Source organism: Stygiolobus caldivivus (assembly GCF_019704315.1).
Taxonomy (GTDB): Archaea; Thermoproteota; Thermoprotei_A; order Sulfolobales; family Sulfolobaceae; genus Stygiolobus; species Stygiolobus caldivivus.
In genome coordinates this window covers 2,756,017-2,782,609 of the sequence record NZ_AP024597.1, presented here as the reverse complement: position 1 = coordinate 2,782,609, position 26,593 = coordinate 2,756,017, and the positions used below count along the sequence as shown (strand labels likewise).

Genomic DNA, 26,593 nt, shown 5'->3' with positions numbered 1-26,593 from the left:
TGCTTAAAAATGGTATTTTCTTAGCTATACTCAAGAATTTTAATGACTTAGTATAAAGGAGTATACGAGGTCTTCGACTACTTTCGTAAAATCTTTTATACTTAATTTTGACTTTAGGAGCTAGGCAATCCGCGTAATTGCGTTACCTTTGTTTATGAATCCCTGTTGTTTCCTCGTCAAGGTTAGACGTATTAACTGATATAATAGACCGGGTCTACTTGGTCTTTTAGAGACTGACCGAGTATATCGTATAACCACGAAGGCACTAAAGGGACGAACTGAGGTCGTGTAAAAACCAATAAGTTAAAGTCTATACTATACCCTCACATGGATAGACACCGGACTTTCTTAATAACTGGAACGCTAAGAAAATAATATAGTAGCCCTAACATAATACAATTTTAAGTTTTAGTCTTGATTTTATTGGTCGCTGGGAAGCTTGTTATTATAGGACATTATCGGAAGAAAAGCAGGGTAACAAGAATTAGAGGGGTCTTTATTGAGTTTATAGTTATGTTCAGCAGGCCCTGAAAGGTAAGCTCTCGTCCCCTACTTGCTAAATGTGTCTGCTTTACATTAAGCACCCTTACCCTTCATTATATTCTGTGAGTATCAAACGACATCATGACCTTTAACTTAAAGCGTACATATTCGCCGTGAGCATGACGGGAGATTGCCCTTTAGTAACTGAGTATAACTAGACGAGTACAAAGTTTATAAGAGTTAAACTTCCTTGATCCTCGATCAATTTTATCGTAAAGTCACATAGCCGTAGATTTTCAACTCTAATTATTTTTTAATTTATAACTATCCTTTAGCATATTCAAACATACTTTCAATTGTCTTGTTTTAATAGTTAGGTCTTTCAAAAAGCCCTTTATTACCAAAATCCTTACATACATTAATGCTATGTCAAAGGTTAAAGTCAACGTTATAGGTAGAATGGAAAGGTTACCGTTAAGCAGCATTCATTATAAATTCCTCCTCTTAGTGATGGGAGGAGAATGGGTAGAGACTTTAATGCTTTTAGGTAACGGAGTGATAGCCGCAGTCATTTCTAAAGTGTTATTTCCAAACCTAACAGTTGCGATCACCGCAATAACCACTGCCTTTTTCTTAGGAGAAACCGTAGGGAGTATATTCTTCGGCAGATTTGCCGACTTAAAAGGTAGGAAGACAGCGTTTTTAATAAACCTACTACTCTTCGGCTTGGGGACAATAATAGCGGGATTTATGAGCAACTTTTACGTAATTTCGGTACTAATGTTTATAGCGGGTATCGGTGTTGGTGGTGAGTTCCCTTTAGTAGATACTTATACTTCAGAAATGATGCCTGGAAAAGTGAGAGGTAGAGGAGTAGCCTTAGTCTATACTCTTGCAGTAACATCGGCACCGGTGATTGCTTTGGTCACGTACTTGTCCTCCCGTAGTCTAAACTATTACTCTTGGAGGATACCCTTATGGTTTATGGGGGTTGCAGCGTTAATTGTATGGGCTTTAAGGACTAAGCTGGACGAGTCGCCACGGTGGTTGGAAAGTAAAGGAAGGGCTGAGGAGGCTGATGCGATAGTCAGGAAGTGGGAAGAGGCTGTTATGAATGAGGGTAAGAGCTTACCGGAACCGGAAAATGTAGACTCTATAGAAACCCACTCAAAGTTCTCGGACTTGTTCTCAAAGGAGCTAAGGAAAAGGACTATAATGATGATAATCTTCCAATTTTTCCAGTCAGGGGTCTTTTACGGCTTTGTAGTGCTAGCCCCAGAGTTCCTCTTGGATAAGGGTATAAGCCTCGTCAACTCCCTATTGTTCACAATGATAATATACACGGGGTTCATTGTAGGTAGTATATTTAACTACTTCATAATAGACAAAGTAGACAGGAAGTATGGTATTATAGGCTCTGCAATATCTGCCGGAGTACTTGGAACTGCATTTGCCCTCTCCCCTAACGTTGCACTAACCGTATTGTTGGGTTTCCTTGTAGCGTTTAGCTTATGGAACTTCTCTAACTTCTTCCACACATACCAAGCAGAGATTTTTCCCACCAGAGTTAGGTCTACTGGTGCCGGTCTGGTTTACAGTATAAGTAGGTTTTCCACATCAATACTTGTCCTTATAATAACAGCCTTCTTCCTGCCTTTAGGCCTCTTAGCGACTTTCGGAATTATCTGGCTCTTCATAGCTATAGTGTCACTAGATATTGGACTATTAGGACCAAGGACTACAGGGAGAAGACTGGAGGATATTTCTAAATAAATTTAAACTTTTTTAATAACTCGGATACGTTGCCCCAATAGGACACATTTCTCTTATCTAATTACTCCTTAGTTCTTCAAGGTAAGGTTTGTTTGACTATCCCCTTGGTCATAAATAGTCAGCCTTATTATTGTTTCCGGTCCTCCGTGTACTATTCCTCTATGTAGTATTGTCACTTTGTAAGCTTTTAAGGGCTGAACATATAAGCCGTAACGATTGAGCTCGTTTTGACCTTACTTTATATCAAGAAGCGATATAGCTTCTTTCCGCATAACGTCATATAACGATTTCATTACGCTGATATTATCTACGGTACCTAGCGAACTTGTTTGCTATCCAAAACTTGTTAGGCATACCTTTACTAACGATAGATTAGGCACAATCTAATTTACATTTGGAGCTAAACTAGTTAGCATTTATTGAAAAATAGTGGCAGCTGAGTATTATCTTTGGATATTTCCCTCAATACTTATACCTTAATATTTACGTTATATGTTTGAGGATCTTATATACTCAACCGGGCACTAGAGGACAACATTATGGTCATATACATAGGGAATGTGTACCTTAAGTTGAAGCTACCGTTGTCCTTCATAGACTGAGGAAGTATGAGTTGATATAATATATAACATAACGTTATACCATATATCCATATAGTTATACTATACCTCTTCACGCTTTAAAGGTAAATCACCAGCGAGTATTTGCTCATCTCGTTGGGGAGCATAAATTGTTGCTGATGATAGGGTTCTACCTTAGCCTTTAAATCCTACTAAGTATAACAAAAATATGTCGACGTAAGGACTTTACGTAAAATACTAACTGATGTTGAAAGGTCCTTACTATTTAATTCGTCTAAAGGTGACGCTTATATTGTTTTATCGTATTAAGACAGATGGCTTTTATTTACAGAGGTATTTACAATCCTAAAGGTTAGACACTACTAAGGAATTTTGCATAAATCTCGATGAGTCACAGGGTAATACGAAATCGTTAACCCTTGTTAATTTTTCGGCAATTATAATCTTTATCAGAAATAACAGACTAAGGGATAAGCAGGAAGGAAAATTAACGTTTATTCATACATATCATGAGAGTAGTGAGATAATGTTTTCAATATGGTATAAATTTATTAATTAATAAAAATCTCTATATGGAGAAGATGCTAAGAAAAGTCTTATATGTCCTAATGTGAGTGTGGAAATATAAATACCCCTAGTGACGACACTATGTCCATCCTCCATCTATTATGAAACAGACTATAAAGACTTTAAAGACTGGTCCTTTAAACTTTATTCTATGGCCGAGTTTAAGCGAGAAATAGGGCCCATATCCGCAGCTTTCATGTCCTTAGGGGGGATCTTAGGTTCAGCTGTCCCATTTATCCCCGCGATAGTTTTCTCTGACGGCGGTCCTATTGGAATACTAGCGTGGTTAATAGGTCTGGTCATTATGTCCCTATTAGGTTTAATATTTGCTGAGCTAGGTTCCACTTATCCAGAGACCGGTGGAGTCGTGAGGTATTTACACTTCTCCCACGGAGCATTTGCAAGCTTCTTTAACGCATGGGGGACGTTTATAGGGTACTTTATGGCCGTGATCTCTGAGACAGTAGCTATCGTAGAATACTTGTCCTTCTTCTTTCCGCAACTTTACAGTAACGGCTCCCTGACTTTGCTAGGTGAAACAGTAACAGTATTGTTCTTGGTATCTTTTTTTATGATACAGTACTCAGGGGTTAAATTAGTCGCTAATGTCAACGACACTATGACATGGATAAAAGTAGTAGGTATAGTAGCATTTATTATAATAACCCCGATACTGGTTTTCCACCCCTCTAACTTTACTCCTCCCCAAAATTACGGCGGAATTGCACCTTTCGGGATTTCAGGGGCGTTAATAGCATCGTCAATAACTGTCTACGCATATGCAGGTTTTAGACAGCCCATCGACTATGGAGAGGAGATGAAAAATCCCGGAAGAGATATACCGAGGGCTGTAATTATCTCCATAGTCCTCTCGTTCTTGATATTCACGGGACTGTCCGTAGTATTTCTGGGGGCCCTTGACTGGAATGCAATCGGGACTAAGCCGTTTAATTGGACTTATATATCGACTTTGTCCGCACCTATACCTCAGGAGTTCTCAGGAAAACTATATATGCTCGGTGTCTATTTCTTTATTATAGCTGTAATTGCCTCTATTTCGTCGACCTTAATTTACTTTGGTTCAGCAGCTAGAGTGTTATATGCAAATGCGAAAAACGGTTATATGCCGAAGACGTTCTTAAGGTTGAATAATAAAGGCGTCCCCTACATCGCGTTAATAGTCTCATTAGTGTTTGGAGTAACCTATATGATAGCGTTCCCACAGTTCCTGTCCGAGGCCGGTATTTTCTCAGTAGCTAGTGTGGTGAGCTATGCACCGGCTGCTGTTTCCCTAGCTGTATTAAGAGAAATAGACGGTAATAGAGAGAGGCCGTTTAGAATAAGATATGCGAGAATTTTATCAGCAATCGCGTTTGCTGCCGGCGGGCTCATGATATACTGGGCATCTTATCCTACTACTCTTTATACTATAGGGTCAGTACTTGCGGGGATCCCTATCTACCTATATTACGAGGTGAGGTACGGGAGGTTTGTCTTAATGCAGGTCAAGAGAGGGGCCTGGTATGTGGGTTGGTTACTATCAATACTGCTGATATCCGTCCTAGGTTCATTCGGAGGGATGGACTTAATCCCTTACCCATTCGACTTGATCACTGTATTTTTAATATCTCTATTGTTCTTCTACGTAGGGTATCTAAGCGGGATAAAATTAAAAATATAATGTATAGATTAATTCAAAAGTTATATAGTCTTGCAGCGTTTGAGTAGAAAAATCTCCTCTCCATTTCCTCTAGGTCTTCCACCTCGAATAGTTTCCTCCTCTCCATTTCGTCTTTCAGCTCATTAAAACCTTCCTTCGCCAGATGGGCTGCAAGCCATGCGACTTCCGGAATTCTGAATGCGTCCGACCCGAACATGACCTTATTTATAGGAGCTACTTCATAGACCTCCTTAAGGACGGAAAACGAGGCGAGCGGAGCGAAGGGGACCACTTGGGACACGTCGAGGTAGACAGAGGGGAATATGTAGCTCATCCATGCGGACTCTCTATGGTATGGATAACCGGCGTGGACAAAGACGACACTGCCCTCATATTTTCTTACGAGGTCGGTCAAATACGATGGTCTGGTTAACTCAAGTTTAATGTCCCTATCACCAGCGCCCGTATGTATCTGGACTGGTACTTTTAACTCCTTAGCTATTTCAAGTGTTTTACACAATAGGAAATCCCTGAAACCTTTTGATACACGGCCGAACCATTCAGCCCTCTTAGACGCGAAATCAGCTCTTGCTAAATCCTCGTCACATGAGACCTTTAACCCGGTTCTGTAAGCAATTATTGATTTAAACCCCGCATAACCTTCAGATATTTTTCTCCTTAAAGTCTCTTCAAAGACCTCTAGAGCCTTATCGAACGATAAGAGGAAGAGGTCTCCTTTATCTATTAACGTCTCTACCCTGTAAAGCAATTTATACTTGATAGGTATTTCCATCTCCTTTTTTCCGAAACCTTCATCTATTACAAGCCCCACAATACCAGCGTCATTAAAGAGGAACTTTACATAATTCACCGGGTCGTCCTTGACCATCTTATTCCTCTCTTCTATGAAGTTATCACCAAAGAGCCCCTTTAACCTCTTCTTTAAAGTAATGTAAAAGGGCCTTAAACGGTTCATGGTGTAAACATCTGTGTTGACTTCGTCCTCAGACCAACTTTCAGCAGCAGCCATTACGAGTTCTTTCTCGTTCATAGGTCTCGCTGAAAACCAGTGGAGGTGGTCGTCTATTATCATTTAGACACCCTTATACGTATCGTATTCCCAGTCCGTTACATAGCTCTCATACGCCTCGACCTCAGCGAGCTTAACACGTATAAATTCTTCGACTATGTTTCTCCCTACCCTTTCTATTAACCTATTGTCTTTCTTCAGTTCGTTTAAAGCCTCCCTCAAGTTGCTCGGAATATCTTCTATATCTTTCTTATAATACGCGTTTTCGTTAGTAGGAGAAGGCGGTCTCAGCCCCCTCTCTATACCGTCCATCCCTGCCTCTATAAACGCGGATAAAAGTAGGTAGGGGTTGGTCGTCGGGTCTGGTACCCTGTATTCAATCCTCCTATCTACTTCGGCAGAGTTAGGGTAGGGAGTGGGTATCCTGACCATTGCGGACTTATTATTATAGCCATAAGTGATTTTGGTCGGGGCCCACGACCCCGGGACGAGCCTCTTATAAGAATTGACCGTAGGTGCGGCAATTGCCGTTAATGCTTTTGCGTGTTCCATAATCCCCGCCAAAAAATTATATGCGAGGTCGCTCAAGTTAAGGGAGTCGTTTTTATCGTAAAATACGTTCTTTCCGTTCTTCCATATGCTGAAGTTTAAGTGTAGCCCAGAACCGGCTAACCTGTTGAAAGGTTTAGGCATAAATATTGCCTCAACTCCATATTTACTCGCTACTTGCCTAGCCACTTCCTTGAATATTACCACCTCATCCGCGCTCCTTAAAGCCGGTTTGTGCAGGATATCGAACTCGTATTGACCGGGGCCATACTCCTTTATGACCCTTAACGGGTTTATGCCCAAGCCCTTCACCGTGTCGGCTATTTCCGGGACGATTGTGTTAGTATAAAAAGCCCTGGAGTCGAAACATTTAGCGTCATCGTAAGGTCTTCTGTCTTTTACTAAGTAAAATTCTACCTCAAATGAGGACCTGAATTCGAAGTCGGAGTATTTTGTAATTGTCCTTTTAAGGGTGCTCCTCGGGTCATACTCCCAAGGTGAACCTCCCTTGTATAAGTCACAAATAACCATTGCTGAGGGCGGAAATACGGAGAGAGTAGAGAGGTCTGGGGTTAAGAAGACGTCCTCAGCTTCCGGACCGAAGGTCCCGTAAGGGGAGATGTAATCCATCGGCGTGAAGCTCATCATTGCCATGGTGAGCCCGATCCCGGTTTTCACCAAGTCGTCTACCTCGTCGATGTAAGCTCCCTTAGACCTTATTATCCCGTCAAGTCCAACCCATGTGAACCTCAGGATGTTTACTCCCTTTAAATTATCTCTTAAACCCATGTTTAGAAAAGGGGATTTCGGATATATTTAGGTTGCTATACTGCTGTTAGTATTTTATCTAAAGTCCTTATGTATGTCTGAGTTGTCACTAACTGAATGTCTAAATACTATTTACTTTTTCACCAGAAGTCCCAGAGCCCAAACCGTTCGACATTAGGTAGAGGACAAAAAAGTAAGTACCTAGTAACCGACATCACGATTTTTCAATAAAATGCTACTCAGGGGATTTAAGGGTAGCTCAGGAGGCTCTCAACGTTGTCCGTGTAGCAGTTATTGAAAAACCATAGAAGTTATACTTCGTCAGGTATTAAAGGCAGGGTTTTCTTGTCAATATACTCGATAGTTTTAAGTTACCTTGTCCTTTTGACTTTGACTGAGTACTAGTATTACCTCTAACACATATGTACACAATTATATACTCCATTCCACATTAAATACAAGAAAAACTCGGAGCCTTAGTCATTAGTTTGGTAATACCATATACCTATTCAATAGAAATATTCAAACGCAATGATTTTACGTAAACTACTATCCGTGATCCTCATAAATAAAAATGACTTATTATATCCCCCGCCAATGAGCGTCATCAACAAGTTATTAGGCATATAAAGATGTTGGGTCTACCCCTTGTAACAAAACCGAGCATCACTTTGAAAAGACTATGTCATAGTTCTCCATACCTAGATAAAGGGCCTTCCTGTTCACATCATTAAGGGAGTTAACTAATACCTCCTCGTCTACAAAGTCCCTTAGCTTACCTACGGCAAGCATGGTCCCGATTATTACAGTGTTGGCAGCCTTAACGTTCCCCGCCTTTAGAGCGAGGTCTTCAGCATTGACTAGGACTACGACCTTTACGTAATTTTTAGCCGTATTAATGAGCTCGTCAATGGTTGGTAAGGCCACCTTCGGGATAGCCGGTCTCTGGACTTTGTTATTTAGCACGAGGACGCACGAATCGCATGCATACCTTATATTCCTGAGGCCTTCTATTGCCTCCAGCCCTATTACGTAGTCAGCCCTCCCTAAGGGGACCAAAGGTGCATAGACGTCCCCTATCCTTACGTGGACGTTTACAGCACCTCCCCTCTGGGCCAGCCCGTGGGTCTCTGAGGCTACGGCCTTATACTCGGGCTTGACAGCCCTGATCAACATCTTCCCCATAGTTATAACTCCTTGTCCACCTACCCCTCCGATGACAATGTTCAGCTTAGCCATACCTCGTCCCACCCTTTAGGTACATCCCCCTTTAATGATATTGCGTTATAAGGACAAACCGGGACACAAGCGCCGCACCCTATACACAGGACTTGGTCAATTACGGCCTTTTTGTCCTTACCTACAGTGATCGCAGGACAAGTAAAGAAGTCGTAACAGATAGAACACCCCGTACACTTCTTCTCGTCTACCACAGCGATGGGTAACTCCCCGTCAACCTTATCTAAGACGTCGAGTGCGCAAGCCCTCTTAGCCACGACCACCGCAGGTTTCTTATTCTCTTTAACCCACCTGGTAGCTTCACTTATCACGTCAATGCTCTCTTTCACGTTAAACGGGTCGAAAGCCTTTACGAACTCGACCCCCAAACCTTTAGCTACGTCCTCTATCTCTATCTCCCTTGACGGACTGGGGTTCTGCCCGGTCATGGCTGTGACCCTGTTGTCTAAGACCACCACCAAGACGGGTAAGTTATTGTATACAGCGTTAGCCAGCCCGGAAAGGCCGTTATGGAAGAAGGTAGAGTCACCTATCACCGCGACCGGGACGGTGTTAGTAGCCCTAAAGATACCGTTGGCGATCCCCAGACTACTACCCATTTCCGTGAGGCTATCTTGAGAGTTAAACGGAGGTAAGACACCTAAGGAATAACAGCCGATATCTCCGGAGAAGAAGGTAGTGTTGAGGCCTCCCTTTACGACCCCCCTCTTTAAGTCGACAAAAGACGAACGGTGCGGACACCCTGGGCATAGGGCTGGGGGCCTATCGGGGATCTTCACTTCGGGCTCCTTAACTTCTACAAAAGGTAGGCCTAAAAACTTTGAGACTGCCTTCCCTACTTTTTCGAATGTCAGTTCACCTACCCTCGGGACATAGTCCTTCCCGTGGACTTTGACCCTGATACCCTCGTCGAAGAGGATGTTCTTTAGCTGGGTCTCGACTATCGGCTCTAACTCTTCGACTACGAGTATTTCTTCCACTCCTTCCACAGCCTTCAGCACCTGCTCTCTGTTTAACGGCACGGACACACCTAACCGTAGTATCCTGACATCACCTTCTACCAGCTCCTTGACGTAAGCGTAACCGACGCCTGCGGTTACTATGAGCTTCCTCCCGTCTCCTTCTATTGTGTTGAACTCCTTAACCCCTTCCGTGATCAGTTCCCATCTCTTCAGCTGTTTTTCCCTATTCCCTCTGGCTATTGCTGGTACAAGAGAGTAAACTTGGGGCTTCTTTACTAGCTTACCCCATACCGGGGGCTTCAACTCTCCTACGTCTACCCATGTCCTTGAATGGTTGACCCGTGTATTGCTCACGAGTAAGACCGGGTGTTTTACCTTAGTACTGAACTCAAAAGCCTTGACGGTTAGGTCATGTGCGGACTGGGGGTCGAAGGGTTCAAAGACCGGGATTAAGGCCATTAACCCGTAATACCTGTTGTCCTGTTCGTTCTGGGAAGACCACATGGACGGGTCTCCGGCTGAGAAGATGACCATAGCCCCCTCTACGCCGGTGTAGGAGGAGCTCATGAGGGCGTCTGACGCCACGTTTAGCCCTACATGCTTCATGGACACTAGAGAATAAGCCCCTGAAATCGCAGCCCCGTAAGCCGTTTCGAAAGCCACCTTCTCGTTTACACTCCATTCTACATATCTGTCCTTTTCTTTCATTAGTGTCTCTATCACCTCTGTGGAGGGAGTCCCGGGGTAACCAGCAGCGACAGCCAGACCTGCCTCTAAAGCCCCCCTCGCTATACTTTCGTTCCCGAGTAAAAGTAAACGTCCCATAATTATAATTAGTAATTTAAAAATATAAATCACTTATTGTTAAGTTTGAACTTTACAAAAATAGATTGAATAAATTATAATAAAGCGAGTGAGTATTAAATATTATGAGCGGGGCTGACTACTTCAACGAGCTCTTAGGGAAGAGTGAACACTTGTTTAGGTTTATGGGGGTAAAGTTTGAAGAAGTAAAAGAGGGCAGGGCAGTCGCAGTAATGGACTATAAGGAGGAACTTACCAGGTTAGGAGGGATCCTACACGGGGGGATAATATTTTCTGCAATGGACTACGCGGGGAGTTATGCGGTGAGGAGTTTAGGTGTGAAGGAAGCGTTTACTCTACAGTTTACTATAACCTTCATGAGACAGATGAAAAAGCCGCCCTTTAAGTTTGAGGCAGAGGTAATAAGAAAGACTAAGTCATATGCGTTTGTCGAGGTAAAGGCCTACGACGGTGAGAGGGTGGTATGTGCTGTAGGTAACGGGATTTGGCACATATTGGAATAACGACTTGATATAGCGTTACCTCAAACTAGGGACATGTCTACCTTTATGGGGTAATTTAGTGTGTATTTTTTTCCTTAATGTTTTTCCTGAGACAGCACCTTATGCAAAAACCCTTACATTTAATTTCACCAGTTATAACGTGTTATATTTCCATTTTTCCCATAAGAGCTCTGAGCCCTTAGTCATTTAACGTGAGTGGGAATTTTAAGAAGTTATTTATATATTGTGTGTGTATAATACTAAACGCTACAACGACATGAATAAACGCTGGATGAGAATAAAGATAGGTATGTAGTGACCTTATGCTTTAGTTGATATTTAGCGGGATAGTAGTGAGGGGAGCTTGTCAGACCTAAAACCATTAGGGGTTTATTAGGACATATGCTGATTTTTTAGAGTTATTTTCATAGTGACTTTACTACGTAATGGGGGTTATTCAGGGCTATGTGTTAGCGTTTATTGGGGAAAACGTGTAATTAAGTTTATCCTAAACACTTACGTGAATACTTATACTTAACCCTATGCTAAATACCCTGCCCCCCAGATCTATAACCGTGAAACATACAATAGCCTTATATGACTAGTAAAACATGTTGACGTAAGGGCTTTACATAAAATGCTATTCCGTCTATGACTGAACCGAATTACCGACTATAGTATATTCAAGGATTACATAGTTTTTATCGCTCATTGGAGAGAGACTATACTTTGCCCTTTCTCGACTGCAAAGCAATATTTTTTAAGGTGAATTATTAATTACATGCCTATGAGAAAATACCTACCCCTAGTTTTGGTGGCGGTTTTCCTCATATCGTCCGTACCTATTTACGCCATGACCCTAAACCCAGGTTATTTTTTATACATACCTATTCAGATAAAGTCCACCTCTAGCTTAGTCTATGCAGTTGCCAGTAACGCGACTGTAACGGTCTCCCTAATGACCGCCTACCAGTTCACGCAGTTTAACGAGACCGGTTCCCTCCACGGGATAGCTGTCCAGAACGGCACCGAGGTCATTAACGCCGTGCTCCTTACGCCCGGTAACTACTACTTGGTCGTATATTCGCCCACACAGACCGCGAACATAACATACTTCTACAATTATACTGCTATCAAGCCCGAGAACTCCTCTACTTATGTCGAGGAATTCGTAACCGTACCTGCATGCGGGTGGTTATCTTTCCTAGTCCACTTATCTACTCTAGGTTCCCCCTCGACACTTTGCCTGTTTGGGGTCTCCAATGAGACATTGAGCTACGAGGTATATAACAATGATTCGGAGATTTTCCTGAACACTTCTCCTATAACATTTACGTGGAACTACACCTCAAACACGTGCTACTATACTGTAGACCTACCTAAGGGGATATACTTCCTGAACATTACTAACCACCACCGATCCCCTGCATATTTAGCAGTGGCCTACAGAGTTATACCTGATTATGTAAACCCCTTCTTATGGATCCTTATCCAACACCCTAACGCATATCCTACAGGGATAGCCTCTTATGGGGTCTACGGTAATAAGACTACTTACGTAATAAACACTTCTTCCGTCCTGGGTTACTTCAACATCTCCAGCCTCTTAGCGTATAACGCATCACAAGACTTAGTCCCGGCTTATTCTGCTTCCCTCCAGCTGAACTCGGTGCTAGTGGTCAACAACACAGATAACTCAACGTGGATACTATGGCCCCAAAACGTCCTCTTCTTTGTAACTAACGAAAGCGTAGTCCTATACCATGATAACGTTTTCAACATGACCGACCCGCAGGCTACGCTAACTAACCAGAGTATAAAGGGAGACGGGTATGTGGAAGTGAGCCAGCAAGGGGGGTATTATTACGGTAACTATAACTCCTCTCCGTGTCTTACTTACTCCCTGCCTTTTGCGGGCTACCTCCAGATGAACGAAAGTGTTATTAAAGGTAAAGGTGTCTTAATCACCTTCAGCGTTATCGTAGACGAAAACGGGACTTCAAGCACCTTGTCCTCAATGACTTTTGATAAAGTCTTAGTAGTAGACCCGAACGTGTCTTCCGCCTACTTCCAAGTAAACGGGAGGTCTTACACACCAGCGGGCCCCACCTCGCTCTACGGCTCATATTACGACACTGAACTGATCTTCGGCGGGGGAGGGAGCGGAGAAATAACTACGTTCAAGGAGTTATCTGCGGTCTTAGGGCTCTTTTATTTAAATAACGGGAAGTACGTAGAGTTCCCTTCATATTATACTTTCGGAGGGGATACGGCAGAAGCTACCGACAACGTCCACGTGACCTTTACGCCTAAAGGGCTGGCGGAGTTGAGTATAGGGACTCCTGATTTGACTTACGTAACGGTAAGTAAGTCGCCCCTAGTAATTACTTCTCTATACCCTACCGTAACTCACACTAGTAGTACGACAACTGCCACGTCCAGCACACAACCACAGACGACGAGTACGAATGCCCCTCCGTCAACGTCTATCACCAAGACAGCCTCGTCTACAATACCTCAAACCACCGCTGAGCCCCAGACTTCGTCAAATAATTCGTCCCTCCTATCGATACCAATCTCAGGGTTAGTTGTCGCTGGAGTGTTGCTGGCGTACTACGCACTAAAGAGGAGGAAGTAAACCGTTAATAGACATACCAATTTTTCATCTCCTCTCTTTAATACCGCCCTCGGCTAGGAAAAACCTAAATTCTACCGTGCCCATGCTCAACTGTGAGTAACAGCGACATAATAGGTATAGTCCTTGAAGGCGGTACCCCTAATATAGTTAAGGCCCTAATAAGGGCTGATTATGATGTTAAAATCGGGGAGTTCCTTATAATCCGTGATAGAGAGGGAAAAGCCGGGCTAGTCCAAGTGGAGCACTTTGAATACGGTAACGACTTTTACACGGAGTCCTTAGGGATAGTAAAGAGCTTAGTAGACAGTGAAGTGATAGCTTCTATACTGGACAAGAGTACGTACTTATCGGTTTCCCTTCGGGTCATAAAGGACAACAACGCTAGGGTGCAGATGCCCGGCAACACAGTAATGAAGTTCCCGCGGACAAAGGGTGTAAACGGCACTGACCAAAAGAAGTACCTTGAACTGCTCTATGAGGGGAAACTGGACGACCCCCGGTATGTTAAATACGGGAGGATAATAAACACTGATATCCCCTTACTCCTTAACGTCAACGCCCTGCCAATGCATATGGGTATCTTCGGGGAGACAGGCTCCGGGAAGAGCTATAACATGAGGTACTTAATTGACGTCTTTTCAAACCTCGAGTTTAACGGAAAATTCTATGCAATACCAATGGTCGTTATCGACGCAAACGGTGACTACATAGACTTAGCCACCTTATCGATAAAAAGGGAGTACCTTAACAGGAACAGTTCTAGGGGGTTTATAAGGCGTTATACGTTTACAGACCTGCGTAATGCACACCGTTTCAGGTTAGACCTAAACTTGTTCACTCCCTCAGACATCGCCTATATGGTGATAACAGCAAAGTATAGGGACGCTGAAGTAGGACAAGCCTCATTACAGATGAACTTGCTGGAGTTAGCTCTAAACGAGTTAAAGGACGAGGACTTTAACTCACTATTCACGGAGGAGAACTTCTCCACCCTCCAAGAAAAAGTGAGTGAGATCGTTGAGGACAGGAAGGACGAACTGGGCTTTACGAAGAACACACAGAGGGCCCTCCAGAGCGCACTCCAGACCTTCAGGAACAAGGTGAGCCAGTTCGACCTGATAGCCGACGGGGAAGAAACGTTCAATTACGACACACTTGAGGAGCTGTTCTTCAAACAAGGGCTTGCCATAGTAGACTTCTCCGCTGATGGTGCACCAGGTATGGACATTCTGACAAAACAGATCATTGTGGGTTATATAGCGAGGCTAATGCTTAACTACCTCATAAAGAAGAAGATGAATAACGAAAAGAGGGTAATATCGCTTGTTATAGAGGAAGCACAGAACTACATCCCCAGTGATAACTACCCGGTAAATGCTCACCTTACTAAGGACGTCCTAGCTACCCTGGCAACTCAGGGTAGGAAGTTCGGGGCTTCATTAGTGCTCATAAGTCAGAGACCGGCGTTCATAGACAAGGTGGTACTTTCCATGTTGAACTCCTTCATATTCCACAGGGTCTACCATGAAGACGTTAGGTATATACAGTCTGTCACGGGGGGTATATCGGAGTACCTAGCCAAGGAGTTAGTCTCACTCCCTAGAGGGCAAGCTATAGTGACGGGGCTTATAAACCCGTTGGAGATCCCTGTGCGGGTACACATAGAGAAGAAAAGTGAACTGGAGTCCGATATAGGGTCTGAAGGGGACCTGCTAGAGGTCTTGACCGGGTGAGGGTAGTGTGTGAGAAGTTTATCTCCGAGACGGCCTCATGGAGTGAGCTATCTGAGGTGTATAAGTGTGTCCTGTCGACCAAGTATACTGACTCGATTACTTTCTATGAAAAGGAGAGGGAACTACTGGACTTTTTAGACAGGGAAAAGTCCTCTCCCATCTTCATAGTCTTAGTTGGAGACTGGGGTATGGGTAAGACTTTCCTAAGCAGGGTGATAGAAGAGGAGGCAAAAAAGAAGGGGTATAATGTCAGGAACGTAAAGATAGACCAGATAATAGTGGAAGAAGGGGGTAAATTCTCGGTAAGCGATAGAGAAGTAGTGATAATAGATGAGGTAGAGAACTTAGAGAACTTACAATACCAGTACAGAGGAGAAATAGTAAACTTCTTCACCCATATGAAAAAGACTACAGAAATGAAGGACATTAACTCCGTTGTTTTCCTCCTTGCAACGCCATCCGGGTATACAAAGATATTCTCGTACGGGGGCCTCTTATACTCCTTATTACCCGAGACCTATACCGCTTTTAAGGACAGGATAAGGGAGAGGGTACTGACCGAGCCGACTAAAGTAGAGTACTTCCTAATGCTCTACTGTATGCTTAAGAGTGTAAAAAGTGAGGCTTTAGGCCTTGTGGAGTACCTCAATTTCCTCTATTACCTAGTCCCGATAACCAGGAGGAATATCACGAAAATCGTCAACAATTTCTTGTGTCAATTACCTGACAACTCACCGGAAGCAATCTATAAGGTCTTAGTAACGAGAAAGGAAGCTATAGCAGACCTTTACAGGACTGTGGAAATAAGCGACGCAAGGCTGTTTAAAGAGGAACCGAAAGAGATAGGCAGGGTATTGAGGGGATATGACTACTCCTGCAGTAATGCTAAGCTGGTAAAGTTCTCCCATTGGAGGGAAAACTTTGCGTATAAGCTCGACCCAAACCTCAGGAGGGAAATAGAGGACATAATAACGGTTATGAAGGTGAAAGAAGGTATCCCGCCGGATGATGGTCTTTACGTGATAGTCCCTAAAGAGCCGAGGGAATACTACCCGCTTTTCCCCGACGAGGACGTGCTTAGAGAAGCCTATAAGGCGCTCAAGGGGGAAGGGATATGTGCCGTGAAATGGGAGGAGGTAGAGAAGTACTTAAACGTACAGCTGAGGGACTTCCTCCTAGAGGGCGATAAATATGAAGACATGCAGAGGGTGATAGACGAGTATAAGGAAGAGGCGGAGAAGCTGTTAAGCCACGACAAGTACAGCTCCGTCTACCCTAAGGTAGCGGAGGGTATAAAGAACTTCGTAGTAGAGGTAGTGGAGTTAGCAGAGAAGGAAGGTAGACTTGCAGACGTATTATGTAACCCCTCCAAGGAGAATAAGAAGAGTAGTGAAATACTCTTAGAGTGCAGGCATAGAGACGGGTTCTACACGTTTGGCTATAAGATTAAGGTAACCGATGACCTATCACTCCAGTCCAGAGCTGACTTTACAGTGACCTACAGCACCTCTGACGCTGAGGGAGTCGTGATTAAGCTCACCCACCCGTTACAGAGGTACTTCCTCCAACTTTCGTACCTCTCTCAGGGGTTAAGGGTCAGAAAGCCTGCGTTCAAGTTGGTCTTCGCAAACGAAATTGCTAAGTTGGAGTCCCTGATAGACGACATAAATGAGCTTAATAAAATATATGAAAATATATATCATACGTTCTCTTCAATGGAACAAATAGAATACAGGTTCCAGAGCATTATGAACTACATAATTTACTATAAAGGGTATACGGGAAAGACCGGCAAAGTACCTGTTAAAGAGGTCTTCGAGACTGTAAGGGACTTAGCAGACCAGTTTAGGACTTACGATAGGAAGAACATTAAGTTTACGGTGCAAGACATAGAGACTAGCTGGAGGCTTTTAGAGTTCCTCTCAGACCTCGATAAGAAGAAGTTAGTGAAACTGGAAGGGGAATACATAGACTTAGACGAATGGTTAGGGGAGTATACCGTAAAGGTCTTGGAGAAGGTCCTAAAAAGGATGGATAAAGAAGATGTCGGGAAGTTAGCTCTAGAAGTAATGACGGGGACTTCAAAAGGCTTGGAGAAAAAAGTAAGGGCGGCACTTAACGCTGAAGAGGTCCCTTTAGACAACAGGGTAGTGGAAGGAGTTAGCGACCTATTAAGGGTAGGTATCAGGTCTGGGTATATAAAGGTCGATACGATTAAAGAGGTAGACAGGAAGCTAAACGAGGTAAGGGAAAAAGTACAAGATATAAAACTGATAACTATCAAGGAGAGGGACGTAAAGGTAGTCGACGTTAAGGAACTGTTGAGGACTGCGGTGAAAGTGAGAGAGAGGGCTGAAAATAGCGTCACGTCACAAGCATTACTATTTGACATGCTGGACTCACTTTCGGCACTGGCCCAAATAAAGCCTTCACAGAAGAGTGAGGTAATGAAGGCGATAGAGCAGGGCCTGACAACTGTCAGGGACCTCAAAGATAAAGTGGCTAAGTTAGTTAAAGACGTAACGGCAATTCAGCACACTGAAGACGAGTTGCTCAAGATAAGGAAGGGAGTCCAAGATGAAAAGCTGATCTCGGACTGTATACTCGTGATTAAGGGGGACCGTAAAAACACAGAAAGGTTATATAAGGCGTTAAACAAGGTAAAACTCTTTACTTATACTGAGTTCGTTGACGAGGCTTTTAATAATGTAGAAGTGACCTCTACTCTAAAGGAGGCAGGAGAAGAGTGTAAGAAGTTAGCGGACGACTTGGAGACGCTAAAGGAAATTACCGGTAGGCTTGAAAAAATAAAATCGCAAGTAAGTAGCTTAGTCAACACACCTTACATCAAGGAACTTGACAACATAAAGAGGGAGCTCAACGGGATTAAGTCCACCTTACAGGAAGTCTATAACCGGGCTAAAAGGGAGGGGTTTATAAATGGGAGTAGTTGAAGAACTGGACAAACTGATTAACCAGTTATCGGAGGAAAGTAAGAAAAACGAAGAGCTGTACGGTGTGATAAATGCAGTGAGTTCTAAGATCGACAGCATCTCAAGGGAGTTTTACCAAAGAAAGGTAAAAGAGAAGCTGTTTTCAGTGATCACGCTGATTAACACTGAAGTTTTAGAAATAGAGGAAACGCAGGGCTGTTACGGTGGCTTTTCCTTAGAGGAGCTGATAAAGGAAAAGGGCCAACTGTCAATGGCAATAACACACTTATACGAGTTGGGCAAGTCGCTTGATATAAATAATATAGAAGACATAAAGAACTTGAACTCGGTTCTTGGTGAGATACTTAAGACGTTAGAATTCTTAGATGACAAGGTAGATGAAGTAGAGGAGCACATCAAGGAATTGAAGGAAGAGGTCGCTAGGCGGAAAGACGCAATAAAAGAAGAGATAAGTAAAAAGAAGGAGAGGTTAAAGTCGCTTAACGACTTCTTGAAGGTCTTTGACGATGAAGTACACATAGAAGATTGTGAAGGTGAAGGGTTATGCGAACTGCTAGAGTGTTCCGAGTCCTTAACTTCCACCCTAAATGAGGCGGAAAGGAAGAAAGGAGAAATAGTCGGTAGGATTGGTCCCGAGCTGGAAAAGGTAGTGGCTAAGTTAATCGACGAAGGTGAGGTAGAGATTAATAGTATTAACGAGCTAGCAGACCTCTTAAGGCGTTTCGAAAGTGATGAAAAACTGAGGAAGTTAAAAGAGAAACTCAGGGTCACGTTAAAGCTCAAAGGTGATTAAATGGAGACCTTTAAAAAAATTGACGGGATCGTAGAGAAGAGCGTAGAGAGGTTTCAAACTATAAAGAGTGTAATAGAAAATGTGGACTTAAAGGAGTTGGGCCTTTCCGTTTACACTCCCAAAGAGAGAAGGGTTAAGGGCTTGTATTGTGCAATAGACGGCTCTAAGAACGTACAAAACTTAGGAGATGTTTACCTCATTGTCGCAAAAGCAGTTAAAGTGGTAGGCGAGGTAACGTTAGAGAAGAAGGTTATAAGTAGAGAACCCGTATTCGAGGTAGAAATTGAAGACGACTATATGGGTGAGGACACAGTAAATAACGACTCCATCAGGTTAATGATAAACTTGGAAACTAGCCTTTTGAGGGACTGTGACGAATGTAATTACGTGCTGTTGGACGGGCCTATAGTCGACCCACCGGTCATAGACGACAGAGGAGGTAAACAGTCGATCCCCTCTCTCAAGGACTTAGCTAGAGTGAGGTCACAATACGTTTTGAGCCTAATCGAGAAAGGGAAGGTGGTATTAGGTATTGCTAAGAGGTTTTCAGAGCGGTTTATAGTGTCTCTACTAAAGGATAAGGGTTACCTTAAGGACACGGACTACAGAGAGAAGATGGTGGTCGACAGCCTCCTCTCGCGTTTTGTACGAGATGAGACGTTGGGGATAGGGGTTATAAAGTGGGATGATGTCGTGAGGGGGGCTTCTGAGGTGGACAAGTTAATGGAGGCTTATGAGGCCTATAAAGAGTTCAGTGAAGGGAGGTTAAAGATAGCTTCGGTCTACGTTAAGGCCTCTAGGGTCGGTATACCTAGTAGGGTCGACATAGCATATACCGACAGTTATGATGTAGAGAAGGCCCTCTCCCTTATAGCCACTTGGGAAGTTAAGGACAAAGCTGAGTTAAACCTGCTTACTGTGTTAGCTGATACCCTTTCTTCAGTAAGTAACTATGAGGTCAAACAGTTCAGGGAGTACTACACCGTGAGGACATTAGAGGAGTTGAAGGACAGTAGGTTTATACTTTCTAACTTTATACTGAGGAAAAAGATTTAGGTTATTCGATCTTTTTCGAACTATTCTCTCATCCAAGCTAGGGTAAAGACCCACATCAAGGGCGTATCCCTTTCAACTCCCTTTCCTCAGTTATTTTCCCAGCAATTTTCAGAGATCCCTTACTGTATGTGCTGAAGAGTCCTAAGAGCGTCTTAGACCTCTTTAAGCTCACCCACCCGCTTTACACTAATATCTCTAAGATATCCTTTCCTTTATTCTCAATTCCCCTACTTCTTAGGGGTAGCTGGTGTGTCCTTTTTATAGGGCTTTGCCCTTAACTTTTTCCACCATATAGTCGGTTTTGAAAGTTGACATTAAGCGTTTTTAACCACAAGTGAGTTAAGCGTTTACATTTCGTTTATTATTGGGGGAGCGTATTTACTCTATTTCAGATGGGTTGAACAGTAACTGTAGGAGATATCACATACAGATTATAATAGGTATTTTATACAGAATTCTGTAGTTTCGATAATCGTTTTGAGGTTACCTTTACCAAGTGTTACTCATACTTCTAGTAGATCAAGTTTATTATTACTTGAGGTGTAAATATTGTTGTGTCAAACGACTTTATACACTCAGCGGTATGCCAGCCCGTAGGTATGGCGGGTAAGACCATATGGCTAGACGTAGGGAGACAGCTAGATATGAAGCGGCTGTCTCAGGACTTAAAGCTCCTCTTAAGGAGTGAAGGGATGACCGTTACTTCTACAGTGAGCCCCAATATACTTATCTTGCAAATACACGCAAGGGGAATTAGGGGACATTACTATGTGGTAAAGATATGCCAGACAGAGGGGAGAGTGCTCATAGAAACTGGTATAATTAGTGCCAAACGACAACTCGAGTGGGCAGGTGTAGAGGGCGGTATGGCAGGGCTTTCTGATGCGCTACTCCATAGTAAATGGTTAACACTCATATCAGGTGCGTTTGCAGGAGTCGACGTAGCTACCGTATTGGGGAGTTATGAGGAAGAGAACAGGATACTCTCCCAAATAGAGCAGGTAATACTATCATACCAGAAAGGGCCTATACAAGCACCGCCCCGACCACCAATGTACCAAACTGTTCCCACTAAACCCTTGAACAACCAGAGTTTAACCCCTACTAACCAGCTTATCAACACACCGAGGTACTGTCCTAATTGCGGACACCCACTAGCTGGTGTTTTTAACTACTGTCCTAATTGCGGTTTCAAGCTAAGGTAGCATAAATTTACGTACCCCAAGTTGTACTTAGGTTAAGAGTATGTTAGAAGATCGGCTATGCTACTGCTAATGCGGCATACCGCCGTCAAGGCTGTAAACATAGTAGGGGAATCGTGTAAGTCTTGCTTCACCTAGGGACTTTAACTACTTAGAGTAGGTTTTAACTAAAACAATGAACCAAGTAGGCTCCACATGCTTCGCCTCTAACAGGCTTGGGTTCGCAACAGTGAGAGGTTGATTATACTCTTTTGCTTAGATAATATCTGCGGGGTCCCTCGAGCCCCATGGCTCCTCAGAGTATGTAATCAGACCGAAGGTTAGCTTAAGTGAAGGAGATCTAGAATAATTAAACTTTATATATTCCTTGACTTAACTTATAGACTATGGACACTCTAAGGTTAGGCTTATTACTGACTGCTTTGGCATTCCTTACCGCATTATTATCTACCGTGACCACAATCTATTACATTAACAACGCTGTTTCTATCCCCAACCTTAACTTTTCCAGCCCTACAGCCCTGGTAGACTCTATTAAGTCTTACCTAGAAGGTCTACTCACTTCTTTCCTCCAATACTATATTTTTACTTTTTCCGCCCTGACAATAGGGTTTGTGGTAGCGGTTTTAGGACAGCTCTTTTTGTCTCACGGTTTCATAAAGAGGGGGATGGCATTAGGGGCAGTAGCATCAATAATAGGCTCCATAGGGGGTATACTAGCCTTAGTAGGAGGAGCGGGGACGGGACTGTTAATCTCTTCCCTGGTAACTCACGCCTTTGGTATAAACGTGTTAACGTTGTTATTTATAGGTAGTTTAGGGGTCTTCGCCGTGATAGATTATTTCCTTTACGTGTTTACTTTAAACCTACTCGTAGGGATACAGTTGCTTATGTCTGAGGCTAAAGGCCCCGGTATGTTGCTCATCTTTTGCTCTTTAGTCCAGTTCTTTACAGTCCACACGATATTAACGCAAACGGGTCAGTATATAGAGGTAGGTCTTGAAACTCTACTTTTCATAAGCTATTTATGGGCTGCAGTAAAGCTGAAGCCTAGGCCAAAAATTAACATGCCCCCTTACTATCAACCATATCCGCCGCCGTACTACGGGAGATGGGTACATAAAAGGTAAAAGGTCAGACTGTTACCGCTTAAAACGTCTCTCTACAAAATGTATAACAGGACGCAAGGGACTGTGTCGCTGCTTTAAATGCAAAACCTTGATAAGGTAAAGCTGATACTTTAAGAGACCCCCCATAAATCTATCAGGTACGGTTGCAGGTATGCTGGTGTAGCTTGTGAAAATTTTACGTACAGAGTGTTTTAATAAAACCGAGGAGACATAATATCTCCTTTCCTAACCAGCTGGGGAGTAGGTTACGTAAAACACTTATTGCAAGAAAGATGGTAGTGCAGTGTTTTACTGACCTCCTATACAAGTTGTATGGAGTGTTTGGTATAATAAGCCTCATGAACCTAAGTGATTAAAGGACCCACTTAGTCCCCACGTGGATTGAAAGGATCCACGTGACAACCTTAGCTGGTTTGAAGTTCAACAGAAAGGTTTATTACTGAACGCCTCTCGTCCTTTAGGGCAGTAAGGAAATTAGGATGATACTATATAATAAAATCATTAGCGACTTAATACCTATACTGTACTTTTCCTGACAACATGGAAAAAGGCTACCGTATTCAAAAAAGGACTTTATCGCTTCCGCTTGAGATACAAATAGAAAGTAGATAGAGAGATAAAAATTAACGTCTCTTATCATTTAGTAATGCAATGAGCACTTCCTCTGGTTTTGGTTCTCTCCCTTTTTCTTTCCTCAAGTTTTTGATTAAGGAATCCATTAAAGCTTTAACTTTCTTCCCAGCTGTACAAAAATCAGGAACGTTAAAGTCTGGGACTCCTTTCCCGTTATAGTTCTTTATTACTTCTATTTGTTCATCCTCGGTAGCAAAGGGGTAACTCAGGCAAGCATAGGGCTTAAAAGAGTTAATACTACACGTCCAACCTTTTTGGTACTTACACGGTCTAGGTATCAAATAAATGGAGTTTTTCTTTTCCAACTTTAACCTAATATGTTTGGTCATTTCTTCGTAGTCAAAATCATAGACGGGTACTGGTAAACCTGACTTGCAACACTTACCTCCGCATTTTTCACATTCTTCTTTAAGGTTTATGATATTGTTCATCGCATATTGATAAATAAGGGAGTAAATGGCGAACTTTGCTACTGGTACGTCATAACTCTCTAGAAATTGTATGGTTTTTCTCAATGCGTCTAAATCACCTTTTAAAGCCCGTTTGGTAAGGAGGTGTATAGCTTGCATATGCATATTGTGATACTAACGGTTGGAATATATACTACTAACTTATAGAGGAACATAGAGGTAAATTTTTATTCATCTAATAATAAATATACCTATTATTATTGCAATAATTTCAGTCCTAAATACTCTAAACCACATGCAAGGATAACTCAAAATTGAGCTTAATTCGTATATTCCAAATAGTTATAATATGAATACCACCTAAACTAACTGTTTTAGAGACTAGTTCGGTTCCAAGAAATTTAATTTCAGCCATACAAATTCCATATTAATTAATTTTTTCCCTTACTAGCTCTCACAATAAACCTTTTAGCAATAAGATATAGCTTTTCTCATGCGTATAGGATCGGAGTGGTTTCCTTTAGTTATAGGTACTTTTGCACTATCCCTTATTTCTTGGATGAACTCAGTGCTATTTAATAACGTGATACTTTTCGAAATAGGTAAAACTATATACTTTATTGCACTTTTCGTCTTCCTAGCAGTCCTGGGACTTTGGATTAAGGGCTATGTTGTGGATAAAGAAGCTATAACTCAGGACTTGAACAACCTCACGAGGGTAGCCTTTTCTGCGTTCATAGGTGTAATCTTGTTTATTATGGGTTTCTTCTTTATAGTCTACATAGGCGTTAACACGAGGATAGCTTACGCACTCTTGATCCTTTATTTCGTAGGATATGCTGAAGTCTTAACGGTAAATATATTCACGGGTTATAAATTATTTACACAGCCCTTAAGGCAGGAAGACCTAAACTACTCCGTCCTTGTACCTTCCATAGCTCTCTCGGCTAATGTCATACTCAGTGCCCCGCTCCTACCGCCTTCTCTCCCCTATATATCACCCTTCTACACAAAGGTAGTATATTTCATAATGCTAGTGAGTGTTGGGATAACTTTTTTCCAGTTCATGTTTCTAGGGTCTGTAGCACTCCTTTCTCACCTAATATTTAAAGGGTATCCCTCTGTGGTCATGATCCCGGTAGGTGCTTCTAGCGTCTTAGCAATAAACATACTGACTTTCCCGTCTTATAATTATTTAGACTTCTTGTATTTTCCTGAGAAAGTATCAATTACACTCGGCATTATTCTGTTTGGGTTTGAACTTTGGAACTTAACTGTAGGGCTAATTATAGCAATATCTAGGAGGAACTTGAAACCTAACTTAGCTGTATGGGCGTACGTTTTTCCTTTAGCTATTTCCTCGTTCTCCGATTTCCTTCTGTATGAAGAGACTACTATAGGCTTTTTTAAATACTTAGAGTTACTACTCTCTATAGTTATAATCTTATTCTATGTTTATTCCATGAGAATAACATTTTTAACGATTAAGGATGGGGAAAAAGAAAATAGACGATAATTAAGCTAGTGAAAGACTAATAAAGCTACAGATAAAATTTAACCTTTCAACCCGCCTCTACTATATCCTCAGTAATATGAAGTACGAGACAGCAGAGGCTAATATAATTAGACCGCAGATCACCCACAGTAGATGGAAACCCAGCGTGAAAATCACCAGCGAGGCTATGATAGGTGCTACTATACCGCTACTCTGCCAGAAAAAGTTAGCAAAACCTGATACACTTCCGGCGTTTTTACTGTCAATTAGTGATACAGCACTTGAGTTAGCCGGTGTTATAATAAACCTCACGAAACCCATGATAGTCGCTATTAACATGACCTGCACGGACGTTATGAAGTACGCTAAGGCTATTGTTAACGAACCGTAGATGCCTTCAAATAAGGACAGCGTATTCCTCACCCCTATATTCTTTATTATGTAACCAGCTATTACTGTAGACGGGATACCCGCTAAAGCTAAGAGCGAATATGCAAAACCTGCTATATATGGGCCTAGACCTATGTTAAGGAAGTACTTATACGCGTATAGAGTTATTATCCAATAGGACAAAAAGAAGAGAAAACCAGACAAACTGACCGTAACTACATCCCTATTCTTCACGAGCGTAAATACTCCTCCGTTTCTATTCTCTTCAACCTTAACATTTAGAGGGAGGTATGAGAGGGCAATTAGTAAGGAGATAATAGCTATAAGGTAATAAGCCCACCTCCAATTCACGTCTATGCTGATGAAGGGTAAGACCAAGCCGGATAGGACTATTGATAAGGGCCATGCTAAACTGTAGTAACCTATTGCTACGGGTAGTTCGCTACGGCTGAATGACGACGACAGGATCTTAATAGTAGTGGGGTATATCCACCCGGCACTTAGACCCATGAGGAGGCTCGCTAAGTACTCCTCTAAGATACTGGTAGATATACCAGAAATGAAGGACGAAATGGCTAGCCCTAGTAAGGAGATCAAGCCGACGACTCTAGGGAACTTGTTACTCACTATACCCGCAGGGATTTGCACTACTACATAGCCTACAAAGAAGAGTGAGAATATTACACTGTCTTCTACTTGCGTAGGTCTCAGCGAAGAGTATACTGACACTATACTCCACGCAATCCTTGAGAAGTAGCTCAGGAAGAACGAAGTGGAGGTGATAAAGACTATTAGGAACTTTCTCATGAGGTATAGAGTGTTAGGGTGCTAAAATTTATAATTTATCTAGCTATGTCAAGGAGACCTGGCGATCTTGATGAAAATCATACAAGAAAGTATATACAAATTGAAACGATCGTACGGTCTACCGATCAGGAAAAAGCGGGACACAGTACCTGCTACTAACTTGCAAGAGCTTCTGCAGGACAAAGGATCAGGGACGGATTACCTTAACAATATCCTTAACCCTGTCATAGTCTTTGTCTTCACTCACTATCACTAAATTGAGCCTCTCTGCTACAGCTACGTTTACCGCGTCTCTTACGTCTAAGTCTCTCCTGAATACTATGTCCCCAGCGTGGATAAAGTCGTTTGCCGTTAACTTCAATAACAGATTCTTTAACCTCACCTAACACCAAGCTTAAGAACCTCAAATAGCCCTTAGCCCTATCCGTATGAC

General features: G+C 42.5%; 18 protein-coding genes. 11 read left to right on the top strand and 7 right to left on the bottom strand.

The window, feature by feature from the left end:
* The first annotated feature begins 909 nt into the window (after window positions 1–909).
* Window positions 910–2,256 (top strand): MFS transporter, encoded by a 1,347-nt coding sequence (locus tag KN1_RS13865; RefSeq protein ID WP_221288312.1) that lies wholly within the window; start codon window positions 910–912, stop codon window positions 2,254–2,256.
* Window positions 2,257–3,555: 1,299 nt separating this feature from the next.
* Complete coding sequence (locus KN1_RS13860; protein ID WP_221288310.1) at window positions 3,556–5,085, top strand: APC family permease; 1,530 nt, start codon at window positions 3,556–3,558, stop codon at window positions 5,083–5,085.
* 13 nt (window positions 5,086–5,098) lie between these two features.
* Here KN1_RS13860 and KN1_RS13855 read toward each other — a convergent pair whose 3' ends face one another.
* From KN1_RS13855 to KN1_RS13840, 4 genes are all read right to left on the bottom strand, one after another.
* Window positions 5,099–6,115 (bottom strand): amidohydrolase family protein, encoded by a 1,017-nt coding sequence (locus KN1_RS13855; RefSeq protein ID WP_221290808.1) that lies wholly within the window; start codon window positions 6,113–6,115, stop codon window positions 5,099–5,101.
* A 42-nt stretch (window positions 6,116–6,157) separates the two neighbouring features.
* Window positions 6,158–7,432, bottom strand: a complete 1,275-nt coding sequence (locus KN1_RS13850; RefSeq protein ID WP_221288308.1) for a glutamine synthetase family protein — start codon at window positions 7,430–7,432, stop codon at window positions 6,158–6,160.
* 645 nt (window positions 7,433–8,077) lie between these two features.
* Window positions 8,078–8,650, bottom strand: a complete 573-nt coding sequence (locus KN1_RS13845) for a 2-oxoacid:acceptor oxidoreductase family protein (RefSeq protein ID WP_221288307.1) — start codon at window positions 8,648–8,650, stop codon at window positions 8,078–8,080.
* Window positions 8,638–10,437, bottom strand: coding sequence for a thiamine pyrophosphate-dependent enzyme (locus KN1_RS13840; protein ID WP_221288305.1), 1,800 nt, complete (start codon window positions 10,435–10,437; stop codon window positions 8,638–8,640). The genes KN1_RS13845 and KN1_RS13840 overlap by 13 nt, the downstream gene beginning before the upstream one ends.
* Before the next feature lie 104 nt (window positions 10,438–10,541).
* On the opposite strand from KN1_RS13840, the gene KN1_RS13835 reads away from it, so the two are divergent.
* The 8 genes from KN1_RS13835 to KN1_RS13800 all read left to right on the top strand — a co-directional run bounded on the left by KN1_RS13835 (window position 10,542) and on the right by KN1_RS13800 (window position 22,425).
* Window positions 10,542–10,940 carry a PaaI family thioesterase gene (locus KN1_RS13835; RefSeq protein ID WP_221288303.1) on the top strand — a complete coding sequence of 133 codons (399 nt, stop codon included), beginning with the start codon at window positions 10,542–10,544 and terminating at the stop codon, window positions 10,938–10,940.
* A 766-nt stretch (window positions 10,941–11,706) separates the two neighbouring features.
* Entirely contained in the window at window positions 11,707–13,557 is a 1,851-nt protein-coding gene (locus KN1_RS13830) for a thermopsin (protein WP_221288293.1), read from the top strand.
* 92 nt (window positions 13,558–13,649) lie between these two features.
* Window positions 13,650–15,290 (top strand): ATP-binding protein, encoded by a 1,641-nt coding sequence (locus KN1_RS13825; RefSeq protein WP_221288291.1) that lies wholly within the window; start codon window positions 13,650–13,652, stop codon window positions 15,288–15,290.
* Between the two features lie 5 nt (window positions 15,291–15,295).
* Window positions 15,296–18,244, top strand: a complete 2,949-nt coding sequence (locus KN1_RS13820) for a P-loop NTPase fold protein (RefSeq protein ID WP_221288290.1) — start codon at window positions 15,296–15,298, stop codon at window positions 18,242–18,244.
* Complete coding sequence (locus tag KN1_RS13815) at window positions 18,231–19,037, top strand: hypothetical protein (RefSeq protein ID WP_221288288.1); 807 nt, start codon at window positions 18,231–18,233, stop codon at window positions 19,035–19,037. The genes KN1_RS13820 and KN1_RS13815 overlap by 14 nt, the downstream gene beginning before the upstream one ends.
* Window positions 19,038–20,093 carry a DNA double-strand break repair nuclease NurA gene (locus KN1_RS13810; protein WP_221288286.1) on the top strand — a complete coding sequence of 352 codons (1,056 nt, stop codon included), beginning with the start codon at window positions 19,038–19,040 and terminating at the stop codon, window positions 20,091–20,093.
* Window positions 20,094–20,647: 554 nt separating this feature from the next.
* The gene (locus tag KN1_RS13805; RefSeq protein ID WP_221288285.1) at window positions 20,648–21,298 is read left to right on the top strand and encodes a zinc ribbon domain-containing protein; all 651 of its coding nucleotides are present in this window, start codon (window positions 20,648–20,650) and stop codon (window positions 21,296–21,298) included.
* A gap of 383 nt (window positions 21,299–21,681) precedes the next feature.
* Window positions 21,682–22,425 (top strand): hypothetical protein, encoded by a 744-nt coding sequence (locus KN1_RS13800; protein ID WP_221288283.1) that lies wholly within the window; start codon window positions 21,682–21,684, stop codon window positions 22,423–22,425.
* Between the two features lie 623 nt (window positions 22,426–23,048).
* Here KN1_RS13800 and KN1_RS13795 read toward each other — a convergent pair.
* Window positions 23,049–23,573 carry a YkgJ family cysteine cluster protein gene (locus KN1_RS13795; protein ID WP_225905712.1) on the bottom strand — a complete coding sequence of 175 codons (525 nt, stop codon included), beginning with the start codon at window positions 23,571–23,573 and terminating at the stop codon, window positions 23,049–23,051.
* 388 nt (window positions 23,574–23,961) lie between these two features.
* Here KN1_RS13795 and KN1_RS13790 point away from each other — a divergent pair, with 388 nt between their 5' ends.
* The gene (locus KN1_RS13790) at window positions 23,962–24,984 is read left to right on the top strand and encodes an SLAC1 family transporter (RefSeq protein WP_221288279.1); all 1,023 of its coding nucleotides are present in this window, start codon (window positions 23,962–23,964) and stop codon (window positions 24,982–24,984) included.
* Window positions 24,985–25,044: 60 nt separating this feature from the next.
* On the opposite strand, the gene KN1_RS13785 is transcribed toward KN1_RS13790, so the two are convergent.
* Complete coding sequence (locus KN1_RS13785; protein ID WP_221288278.1) at window positions 25,045–26,160, bottom strand: MFS transporter; 1,116 nt, start codon at window positions 26,158–26,160, stop codon at window positions 25,045–25,047.
* A gap of 187 nt (window positions 26,161–26,347) precedes the next feature.
* Window positions 26,348–26,542, bottom strand: a complete 195-nt coding sequence (locus KN1_RS13780; protein WP_221288276.1) for a PIN domain-containing protein — start codon at window positions 26,540–26,542, stop codon at window positions 26,348–26,350.
* Between the last annotated feature and the right edge of the window lie 51 nt (window positions 26,543–26,593).

Excerpts from the sequence above, each read along its gene's own strand:
- KN1_RS13790 (WP_221288279.1), top strand. The coding sequence starts at position 23,962 with ATGCGTATAGGATCGGAGTGGTTTCCTTTAGTTATAGGTACTTTTGCA.
- KN1_RS13855 (WP_221290808.1), bottom strand. The coding sequence starts at position 6,115 with ATGAACGAGAAAGAACTCGTAATGGCTGCTGCTGAAAGTTGGTCTGAG.
- KN1_RS13850 (WP_221288308.1), bottom strand. The coding sequence starts at position 7,432 with ATGGGTTTAAGAGATAATTTAAAGGGAGTAAACATCCTGAGGTTCACA.
- KN1_RS13785 (WP_221288278.1), bottom strand. The coding sequence starts at position 26,160 with ATGAGAAAGTTCCTAATAGTCTTTATCACCTCCACTTCGTTCTTCCTG.
- KN1_RS13865 (WP_221288312.1), top strand. The coding sequence starts at position 910 with ATGTCAAAGGTTAAAGTCAACGTTATAGGTAGAATGGAAAGGTTACCG.
- KN1_RS13830 (WP_221288293.1), top strand. The coding sequence starts at position 11,707 with ATGAGAAAATACCTACCCCTAGTTTTGGTGGCGGTTTTCCTCATATCG.
- KN1_RS13840 (WP_221288305.1), bottom strand. The coding sequence starts at position 10,437 with ATGGGACGTTTACTTTTACTCGGGAACGAAAGTATAGCGAGGGGGGCT.
- KN1_RS13800 (WP_221288283.1), top strand. The coding sequence starts at position 21,682 with ATGGACACTCTAAGGTTAGGCTTATTACTGACTGCTTTGGCATTCCTT.
- KN1_RS13845 (WP_221288307.1), bottom strand. The coding sequence starts at position 8,650 with ATGGCTAAGCTGAACATTGTCATCGGAGGGGTAGGTGGACAAGGAGTT.
- KN1_RS13810 (WP_221288286.1), top strand. The coding sequence starts at position 19,038 with ATGGAGACCTTTAAAAAAATTGACGGGATCGTAGAGAAGAGCGTAGAG.
- KN1_RS13815 (WP_221288288.1), top strand. The coding sequence starts at position 18,231 with ATGGGAGTAGTTGAAGAACTGGACAAACTGATTAACCAGTTATCGGAG.
- KN1_RS13860 (WP_221288310.1), top strand. The coding sequence starts at position 3,556 with ATGGCCGAGTTTAAGCGAGAAATAGGGCCCATATCCGCAGCTTTCATG.
- KN1_RS13835 (WP_221288303.1), top strand. The coding sequence starts at position 10,542 with ATGAGCGGGGCTGACTACTTCAACGAGCTCTTAGGGAAGAGTGAACAC.